Genomic DNA, 9415 nt, shown 5'->3' on the forward strand with positions numbered 1-9415 from the left:
GAAAGCACCTATCCGCCGAGCGTCGCCTACCCCTGCCAGGCCGTCAGATCCGCCAGTATCCGCGCCTTCACCGCCGGGTCGGCGTAGCTCGCATGCACCGATGTCGCGGCGAGCTGGCGGATGGTTTCACTGTCCCAGGCGAAGGTCTCGGCGCAGGCGGCGTAAGAGGCTTCGAGCGTCGTGCCGAGCAGCGCCGGATCGTCGGTGTTGATGGAGACGGGAACGCCGGCTTTGCGCAGAGCGTCGATCGGATGCTCGGCAAGCGAAGGATAGACGCCGAGTGCGATGTTGGAGATCGGGCAGACGCCGAGCGCAATTCGCCTCTGTGCGAGCAGGTCGACCAGAGCCGGCTCCTCGATCGCGCGAACGCCATGGTCGATGCGATCGGCGCCAAGCAGCTCGATGGCGTCGCGAACGCCCTCGGGACCGCTCGACTCGCCGGCGTGGACGGTGCGTCGCAATCCGGCCGTGGCGGCGCGGCGGAACGCCTCGGCAAAGCGCGGACCGGTGCGCCCGGCGGCCGCCTCGTTGCCGTCGATCGAAAGGGCCACGACGCGCGGGTGCCTGATCCTGCTCAGCAACTCCACCAGTTCGATGGCGTCCTCGGCCGACTGGGTGCGCAGCAGGCTGATGCAGAGCCCGACCGGCGGGTATCCATCCTGCTCGGCCGCCGCGAACCCGGCATCGAAGGCGTCGATCATGCCGGCGATGTTCCGGTGCCAGTGCGGCCAGTGGGTCGGATTGACGATGACATCGGCGTAGCGCACGCCGCTCTTGGCCATGCGCCGCGCAAATTTATAGGCGGTGATGGCCAGCTGCTCGCGCGTACGAAACGTGCCGCACAGCCAGTCGAGCATTTCGAGGAAGCTCTTCAGATCATGCGCCTCGAAGAGCCTGTCGCGCGGCGCGCGCAGCGGGATGCCAGCCTCCTCGCAATTCCTGATCACGTCGTCGGCCTCGAAGCAGCCCTCGACGTGGATGTGCACTTCGGCCTTCGGCAACCCGATATAGTCGGTCAATGAAGCCTCCCGAGCTTTGTGGCGGCATCAAATCACGAAAGGCGAGATCAAGGCTTCAAGAAATGATTGAAAGATTTATGTGTGATGGCCGCCAGTCTTCCCCCGTTGCGGGCCGTTGCGGGGGAGATCGGCAGGTTCGGCCTCACTGCGTGTCCGCGTGGGCTCTCAGCTCGGCGCGCTTCTCGTCCGACACCACCGCCAGATCCAGCACCTTCTGCAGACCCGCCGCATGGCGGAAATTGGGCTCGGCCTGCACGCCGCTTTTCACCGCCTCGGCGAAGCGCTGGTAGTTGGTCGGCACGGTGCCGGCGTCAAGCTCTTCCCATTTGGCGTCCTCGACATTGGCACCGATGCAGCCATTCAACATCGAGCCATTGAGATTGTGCACCACCTCGATGCCGCCCTTGTCGCCATAGATGCGCAGCCTGAGCTCGTTGAGATGGCCGCTCGCCCAGCGGCTGGCATGCACCACGCCAAAGGCGCCGTTGGCGAAATCGAGCGTCATGGCGAAGCTGTCATTGGCGTCGAGCTGGTAGTCGCCGATGCGGTTGCCCGGCGCCTTGTCGAAGGCGCGCAGCCGGCAGAATACGTGGTCGATATCGAGGGCGGCGCCATAGCTGGCGAAGTCGAGGATGTGGATGCCGACGTCGCCGAGCACGCCGTTTGAGCCGTGGCCGCGCGAGAGCCGCCAGAGCCACTTGGGGTCGCTTCGCCAGTCGCCCCAGAATTTCGATACCAGCCAGCTCTGCAGATAGGAGGCCTCGACGTGGCGCACCGTGCCGATCTCGCCGGCCTGCACCATTTGCCGCGCCTTCTGCAAAGGCGCGACGTTGCGGTAGGTGAGGTTGACCATGTTGACGACGCCGGCGGCTTCCGCCGCATCGGCCATCTCGCTTGCCTTGCCGAAATTCTCGGCTAGCGGCTTTTCGCAAAGCACCGGCTTGCCGGCGGCGATCAGCGCCATGGTGGTCGGGTGATGGATGCGGTCGGGCGTGACATTGGCGACCGCGTCGAAACCGTCCCAGTCGAGCGCCGCCTCCAGCGAGGTGAAGCGCTTCGGGATCTTATAGGCGTCGGCATATTCGCCGACGCGGGCCGGATCGACATCGACGGCACCGACGACGTCGACGCCTTCGATGGCGCCGAAGCGGCGGGCATGCTCCTGCGCCATCCAGCCGGTACCGAGTATCAAAAGCCGCATTTTGCTCCTCCAGAGGAATTGGTTCGATTCAATGATATGAGCCGGACGATCTAATTGTCGTTAATACGCAGTCCCAGACAGAGAACGCTTTAGCGGAAACCGGCCTCGCCGGGCGCATGCAGCTTGCCGCCGCGTTCGACGATCGGCTCCAGCGCCTTCTCCACCGGCACGTTGGGTGCTTTGAGGATGGCGGAATTCCTGCCCTGCGGGTTGTGCGCCCACTTCACTGCGTTGCGCAGCACCTTGTGCACGGTCGCGTCGTGGTAGGTCGGATAGGTTTCGTGGCCCGGGCGGAAGTAGAAGACATTGCCGGCGCCGCGCCGGTAGGTAAGGCCTGAGCGGAACACCTCGCCGCCCTGGAACCAGGAGATGAAGATTGTCTCCAGCGGCTCCGGCACGGCGAACTGCTCGCCATACATCTCCTCGTTCTCGAGCTCGAAATATTCGCCGATGCCTTCGGCGATCGGATGGCTGGGGCTCGTCACCCAGAGCCGTTCGCGCTCGCCGGCCTCGCGCCATTTGAGCGTGCAGGGCGTGCCCATCAGCCGTTTGAAGATTTTCGAGAAATGGCCGGAGTGGAGCACGATCAGTCCCATGCCTTCGAAGACGCGGCGTGCGACGCGCTCGACCACATCGTCGGCCACCGCGCCATGGTCCTTGTGACCCCACCAGACGAGCACGTCGGTCTCGGCGAGGCGGGATTCAGGCAACCCATGCTCCGGCTGCTCCAGCGTCGCGGTCGAGGCGGAGATCGCCTTGTCGGCGTTGAGCGCGTTGGCGATGGCCGTGTGCATGCCTTGCGGATAGATGCCGGCGACCACCTCATTGGTCCGCTCATGGATGTTCTCGCCCCAGACGACAGCGCGAATTGTCATGGATTGCCTCGTGATGGTGAGAGGGTGGAGCCGCCCGGCGCAATAGATAGCGTCTTCGGCCGGCATTGGAAGCGGTTTTTGCCCTTCGCTCCGCTGCACATGACGACGAGCCAGAAAGCATCGTTGGCGAACAACCACATACGCCTGTATGCTTCCGCTTTGATTCAACCACCTCCACCCAATTGGCAACCGTCCTTTCCCGTGCGCAATATCAGCTATGGGCGAAGTGCTTATAGGGGCGGCGATTTTTGCTTGTCTGGCCGGGGCGTCGCTGGTCAGCCTGATGGTGCATGAGCGCTTCCCTGCTCACCACCTTGGCGACGATACCAGCGCGGTGGTGCGGCTCGCCGCGAACCTCTTCATGGTGATGTCCTCGCTGGTCCTCGGCCTGATGATCAACTCGGCCAAGAACACGTTCGAATCCATCAACGTCAACGTCCACACCTTCGCCACCGATCTCATTCTGCTCGACAGAACGCTCCGACACTATGGACCGGAGGCGGACGGCGCCCGGCAATCGCTCACCGCCTATGTGCAGCGCGTCGTCGATACCTCGACGGCCGACAGCGACACGACGGTCGTCCCGAACAGGCTGTCGGAACTGCTGCTCAATCAGGTCGGCGATATCGTGGGCGGATTGACCCCTGCGAACGCCAGGCAGACCGCCGCGCAACAGGCGGCGACGCAGCAGTTGCAGAAGGTGATCGCGCAGCGCTGGATCCTGGCCGAGCAGTCCGAGGGTGCCATCCCCGCGCCGCTGATCGCGCTGCTCGTTGCCTGGCTGACGCTGATCTTCGCCAGCTTCGGCTTCCGAGCACCGTGCAATGGAACCATCATCTTCACGTGCCTCATGTCCGGGGCGCTGGTGGCCGCGGCAATCTATCTGATCATCGACATGGACAGCCCCTTCTCCGGCCCGATCCAAGTCTCGCCGGCGCCCCTGCAGAGGGCGCTGGCGGAACTGACGCAGTGAAGGTCAGGCACGACCGAACATCTCGATCAACAGCTTCGCCGCTACCGCCGCACCGTCGGCGCGGACCGAACGGGCAACCTCGCTCGCACGGATGCGGGTTTCGGGCGCCAGCGCCGTCTCCATCGCCGCCGACAATGACCCCGCTGTCGGAACCGGGCCGTCATGAGTTGCGCCGATGCCGAGCTCGGCCACCCGCCGCGCCCAGTACGGCTGATCGCCGATCTGCGGCACCACCAGTTGCGGCGCTCCTGCCCGCGCGGCGGCGACGGTCGTTCCGGCACCGCCGTGATGCATGACCGCGGCGACGCGGCGGAACAGCGTCTGCTGGTTGACATCGCCGACGGCGAAGCAATCGTCCCGGTCGTCGGTAAGGCCAAGCTCGGCCCAGCCACGCGCGATCACCGTGCGCCGGCCCTTGGCGCGGACCGCCTCGATGGCCGCACGGCCGGCCTCCTTGGCCACGGCAATGGAGCCGAAGCCGACATAGACCGGAGGCGGGCCGGCTGCGAGGAATGCCTCCAGCCCGTCGGGCAGCGGCCGCTCGTCGTCCAGGATCCAGGCGCCGGTCTGCCTGGCATCGGTCAGGTCCGAAGGCAGCCACGGCCCGAGCGCTGGGTCGCAGGCGAGCAGGACCGGATCGCCGTAGACATAATCGCGGACATTTTCCACCGCAGGCAATCCGAGCGACGCGCGCCAGCTGTTGATCGCTTGGCCGAACAGCGCGTTCTTGGTCGCGATATCCGTCTCCCACAGCAGCCGGTTGTCGGTCACCCCGGCTGGAAGCGGATGTCCCGGATATTCATGCGGCCGGTTGTGCGCCGACGGCAGCCATATCGGACAGAAGGTGGCAAGGATGTAGCGCATGTGCCGCTGCCCGGCGACCAGCCGCGCGGCGGCACAGGACGGAAACAGGCCGCAGGCCACCACGGCATCGCAGCCTTCGGCAGCCGCCATGAGCGTATCATATTGCCTGGCAAGGATCTCGGCCGCCTGGCCGGAGATGAGTGCGGCCACGTCCTTCGGCGATTCCGATGCCCTGCGCCGCGTCATCTCCTTTACCCATTCGCGCACCGGTGCGAAGGCCGGCACCAGCTCCACACCGGCACGGGCGCACAGCGCTGCAAATTCTTCATCGCCGGGGACACTCACCCGCACCTCGGCGCCGAGCGCCTGCAGTCGCTCGCCCAGCGCCACCACCGGCTCGACATCGCCGCGCGAACCGTAAGTCGACAGTAAAATCCGCATGCAAACTCCCTTTCCTAAACTGAGGTCAAGGGCAGCGTACATACGGCATTGCCGGGGGCTTGCCGCAAGCCCGGGCTGCGCCATATATGCTTTCTGGGAGAGGGAGTTCTCCCTTTCCTCATCCGCAATTCGATGGAACCGGTCACTGCCGCTGTTGCAAGAGACGTGGCGAAGACATCAAGCGCGTGCGTCGACCGCGCCGCGCGTCAACGGCGGTAAGGACCGCAAACCGTCAAGAAATCAAAGGCAGCCTACCGGCAACGAGCTGCTGCCGGCATAGTGGCGGGCGGGGTCAGCCCTGGCGGCCTTCCTGGGCGACCTGGGTGGGCGACCCGTTCAGGCGCGGCACAACGACCAGGCGCTTGATCTTCCCCTTCTTGAAGGCAGAGAGGAAGCGGCCATAATCCTTGAAGGCCACGCAGCCGCTGGATTGGGCTGGGGCGCCGCGCAGCAGATAGGTATGGGCGAGCAGACCGTTGCGATTATATTTGTTCCTGCCGCTGGTCGGCGTCAGCCGGATGGCCTCGACGCCGTGGAAGCGCGATTCACGCAGCGACAGATTGTAGGTGTCGGGCGGCGTCGGGCCGGAATTCTTGCGGTTGGCGAAGCGCGGCTGGTCGGCCATGGCGCCCTTCCCCGAATGCGCCTCCAGCTTGGAGCCATCGGGCATGTAGACCGTCGCCGTCGAGATGTCATAGACGGCGACGCCATTGCCCGTCGAAGGACTGTTGAACAGACCCCTGAAGGCGTTGCCGAGACCGCCGCGCTCGGGCGTGTCCGGCTTGGCGTAGGCGAGCATCTCGGAGGCTTGCGCCTTGCTGCGCTTGGCCGGCGCGGCCTCAATCGGCTTCGCACCCTGCACACCCGGAAGCGCTTGGTCGGAGCTCCTCAGCGAGCGCGGCGTCTGCGCACCTTCGGCGGAGTCGACAACGGTCGGCTGCGGCTTGGCCGGCTGCGGTTTGGCCGACTCCGGTTTGGCAATTTGGGGCCTTGCCGCCTGGCTTGCCTGCGGGTTGGCCGGTTCCGGCTTCCTCGCGGCATTCTGTTCAGGCGCTTCCGTCGCGCGCCCGAGGGCGGTGCGCGGCCTCAAACCAGGCACGGCGATGCTGTCGGGCAAATCATCCTGCGGCGGCAGCGAAGCGACCTGCACTTCAGCTTGTCCGTCGTCGCCGGAAGCGCCGGCCGTCATCTCAGGCGCGTCGCCGCTGGCGAGCGCGACGGCGGTCGGCACGTCGACCGTCTCTTCGGGCATGACATTGGCAAGCGCCAGCGCCAGTTCGGACGCGCGCTGAACGTCGACCTGATTTCCGCCAAAGCGTGACTCGGCCGGGCCGCTCAAGGTCAGCCCACTCCGGGCCGAACCGCTGTCGGCCGCGCCGCCGAAGCGGCTTGCCGACGGCAAGCTCGCCAGCAGGACAGGAGCGTTCTCGGCGCGCCGGAAGGCATCGGCCAGTTTTTGCGGCGAAAGCCCGGCGCGCTTGATGACGCTGTCGAAACGGTCGGCGACGTCCGCGGCGGAAGCCGCGACAACCTTCTCATGCGATACGCTATCCGGTGCCGGTTTCAGCCGCGCGGCCTTGCCGTCATGCACCAAGCTGGAGGGGTTTGGCGTGGAGCTCGCAAAGCTGGCTGCGAGACTGAGGCAGCCGGCATCGCAGCCGCGGGTGAGCGAGCCCGTCTTGTGCGCGCCGTTCGCGGCAAGGCGCGGCGCCCAGGCGTTCGCGACCTTGCGGCGCTGGTCGCCAAGCACGATGCTGCGCGGCGCAAGCATGCTCTGCGGCAATCCGTTGGAGGCGGCGGTGAGCGAGGTACTCACGGAATAGAGGCCGGCCATGGTCGCGACCGACCACAGGGCCAGGGCAGCGCCGACAGCAGGCACTACAACCCAACGATGACCACCAGATTTCTTCGAAGTTACCCCCTCTTCAGGAGCGTCACCCCGGTTCTTCAAACGCAAAAACGCCATACGACCACTCTCAATCGGCATGCCGGTTTGCGGACCTGGCACCCGTCACGATCACAGCTCGCCTGGTGCCCCCTGCACCTTCACGCGTCTGTTGCCGATTGATTCAAAAGATGGACAAAGATGGTTAACCAATCCCTCCACCAATCGCCATTGTGGCGACGGTCCATACGAAAAAAGAGCCCTCCATGGTCTCCGCCACGGTAAAAATGCTCTCCCTCAGCTGCTTTGCTGCCCGTTTTTGCGGGCCGAGTCAAGCAAGCGCGAAGGTTCTACCCTTTCGGGCGATCGCCAGCTAAGAACGGATTGAGGTTAAAAAACGGCAGGAACAGCCTGGCGCGACCAGCTGCGGCATCTCTTCCAGGGCGGCAGATCGCAACGTTAACCCCGATGCGGGAAGACAGCCTTCGCCGCGCCAGACAATCAAGGACGGAGCTGTCGAGCCGGATTGCGTCGCGACGGTGCGGTGCGGCGCTCCGCAAGCGATTGCAACAACTCCGCTTCGGCGCTGAAGCCGTTTTGGAAGGCTTCGAGCACGTCGGAGGCAAGCTGTTCTCTTTGGTCCCCGTCTTTTAACGCCAGACGGCGATCGTTGCACAACTGATCGAATACTTTCTGGAGGAGCTCCAGCTCGACTGGCGTGAATATTCCGCTGTGTTTGGTGAAAGCCATGACGCCTCCCTGCCCCTTACATGGGCGAAAGCGCGATCTACTCTTTCAAGCGTCCGTGTGCCTCGTCTGGGTGCGGACGACAAGGCATCCTACACCTTTCCGGCCGGCCTATCGATTCCGTCGTAGTCGTAGATCGGACTGTTCAAGCTGAACCCGCTTCCGTCGGCCAACGTCGCGGGGCGCCTTGGAGTTGTTCAACTTTTGAATCGCTTGCCCAATCCAACTGATTGTTCTTACACAGCTTCCAGCGAAATCCTGGAGCTGCTTCAATCACCGGAAAAACGGGCGCATTCAGCGCATTTGGTCCGGATCGTCGGCAACGCCGACGTGATGCCGATAGACCATTCCCCAACCCTTCCAGCCGGTGAACAGAAGGATGAGGACAACGATCAGCGACAGGACAAGGCCGACCGGCACAACCGCTGCCTCCGCGTCGGCATATCGCGAGTACCAGTTGTAGAGTTCGATGAGAACGACGACCACGTTGCCGCCGGCGTGAAGCCATGCGTCCTGGAGATTGCGGATCTGGGTGTCGCCGAGGACATCGGTCAAGCCGGCAAGAGCCGCCAGCACGGCCATGATCAGACCTGCCCCCAGCAGCCAGAGCGTAGCGGTGACCCAGCCCGGATTACCGGTTCGCCAGAAGATAAGGTCGCAAACGAAGGTCGCGACGAAGAAGGCGATCGGGAACGGTATCAGCATTGCATGAACAGGATGGCCGGCAATGCTTGCCGTGCTGTGCGGATTGCGAGGGATCGTGTGCTGGACCATCGTAGGGCCTCCTCGAGGCGTGGCGAGCGCCGCCCTCAGGCCACATCACAACGCATCAGGGGCTCGGCGGCAGAAAGCCGGATATATGCAAACTCCGGTTGAGCCGGAATGTTCCATAACCCGACTGCGCTGCGCGGGACGGAATTCACGCACCGCTATAGGCGCGTATGCCAGTGTGGGCTCGAGTCGAAAGCGAGCTGAACGATAGTGTGCTCTTGTCGCGCGTGATCCAATGCCACGCATCCCGGCGGTGGCTTATTGTCACGGCACTCTTCTTCGCAACGAAATCCAAGCCAGGGATCGGCAAAACTGGAGCAGCAACGGATTACGCCACTTCGGTGATTGCTGACAGGCACGGCAGCGGTGAGGTCGCCGCCAAAATTCAGTCGACATCATCGTGGCTGAACTCTAGGCCAACCTATCGAGCCAGGCGCGCATCGGCCAAACCGGGGACAGGTTTCGTCTTGCCGCTGAGCCGCGCTCCAAAGGTGAGCGTGCATGGAAAATTGCGGACGACTGCCTCCATCAACGCGGCGCCGCCGGGGCCGAGGGCTAACCGAGCCAGGGCTTCGGCGGCCAGGACCCGCGTGGAGAATAATCTTCGCCAGACCGCCTCGTAGCGTTTCCGCGCCGCAAGGTATGCGGCGAATACATCTCGGCAAGCAACCTCGCGCTCCTTGACCGGCTGGGTATCGG

Annotated in this window: 8 protein-coding genes and 2 pseudogenes; 2 read left to right on the top strand and 8 right to left on the bottom strand. The window is 64.4% G+C overall.

Annotated elements, in window-relative coordinates; all coding sequences use genetic code 11:
• Positions 1–26: 26 nt before the first annotated feature.
• From add to P9228_RS29900, 3 genes are all read right to left on the bottom strand, one after another.
• Entirely contained in the window at positions 27–1019 is a 993-nt protein-coding gene (gene add, locus P9228_RS29890; RefSeq protein WP_278056985.1) for an adenosine deaminase, read from the bottom strand.
• 142 nt (positions 1020–1161) lie between these two features.
• Positions 1162–2220 (bottom strand): Gfo/Idh/MocA family oxidoreductase, encoded by a 1059-nt coding sequence (locus P9228_RS29895; RefSeq protein ID WP_278056987.1) that lies wholly within the window; start codon positions 2218–2220, stop codon positions 1162–1164.
• Between the two features lie 89 nt (positions 2221–2309).
• Complete coding sequence (locus P9228_RS29900; RefSeq protein WP_278056989.1) at positions 2310–3095, bottom strand: ThuA domain-containing protein; 786 nt, start codon at positions 3093–3095, stop codon at positions 2310–2312.
• Between the two features lie 217 nt (positions 3096–3312).
• Between P9228_RS29900 and P9228_RS29905 the strand changes: the two genes are divergently transcribed.
• Entirely contained in the window at positions 3313–4068 is a 756-nt protein-coding gene (locus P9228_RS29905) for a DUF4239 domain-containing protein (protein WP_095824652.1), read from the top strand.
• 3 nt (positions 4069–4071) lie between these two features.
• Here the strand turns inward: P9228_RS29905 and P9228_RS29910 are convergent, their stop codons facing one another.
• From P9228_RS29910 to P9228_RS29925, 4 genes are all read right to left on the bottom strand, one after another.
• On the bottom strand, positions 4072–5313 hold the full coding sequence (locus tag P9228_RS29910) for a glycosyltransferase (RefSeq protein WP_278056992.1): 1242 nt from the start codon (positions 5311–5313) through the stop codon (positions 4072–4074).
• 292 nt (positions 5314–5605) lie between these two features.
• On the bottom strand, positions 5606–7192 hold the full coding sequence (locus P9228_RS29915) for a tlde1 domain-containing protein (RefSeq protein ID WP_278056994.1): 1587 nt from the start codon (positions 7190–7192) through the stop codon (positions 5606–5608).
• Between the two features lie 507 nt (positions 7193–7699).
• Positions 7700–7948, bottom strand: a complete 249-nt coding sequence (locus P9228_RS29920) for a hypothetical protein (RefSeq protein ID WP_179293627.1) — start codon at positions 7946–7948, stop codon at positions 7700–7702.
• Positions 7949–8239: 291 nt separating this feature from the next.
• A complete protein-coding gene (locus tag P9228_RS29925; protein ID WP_164747617.1) occupies positions 8240–8719 on the bottom strand; it encodes a DUF2231 domain-containing protein in 480 nt (159 codons plus the stop codon).
• A gap of 235 nt (positions 8720–8954) precedes the next feature.
• On the opposite strand from P9228_RS29925, the pseudogene P9228_RS29930 reads away from it, so the two are divergent.
• Positions 8955–9108: pseudogene (locus P9228_RS29930) on the top strand (SAM-dependent methyltransferase); the annotation flags it as partial.
• Positions 9109–9137: 29 nt separating this feature from the next.
• Here the strand turns inward: P9228_RS29930 and P9228_RS29935 are convergent.
• Positions 9138–9415, bottom strand: a pseudogene (locus P9228_RS29935) (hypothetical protein); the annotation flags it as partial.

The organism is Mesorhizobium sp. WSM4898, assembly GCF_029625845.1.
Classification (GTDB): domain Bacteria; phylum Pseudomonadota; class Alphaproteobacteria; order Rhizobiales; family Rhizobiaceae; genus Mesorhizobium.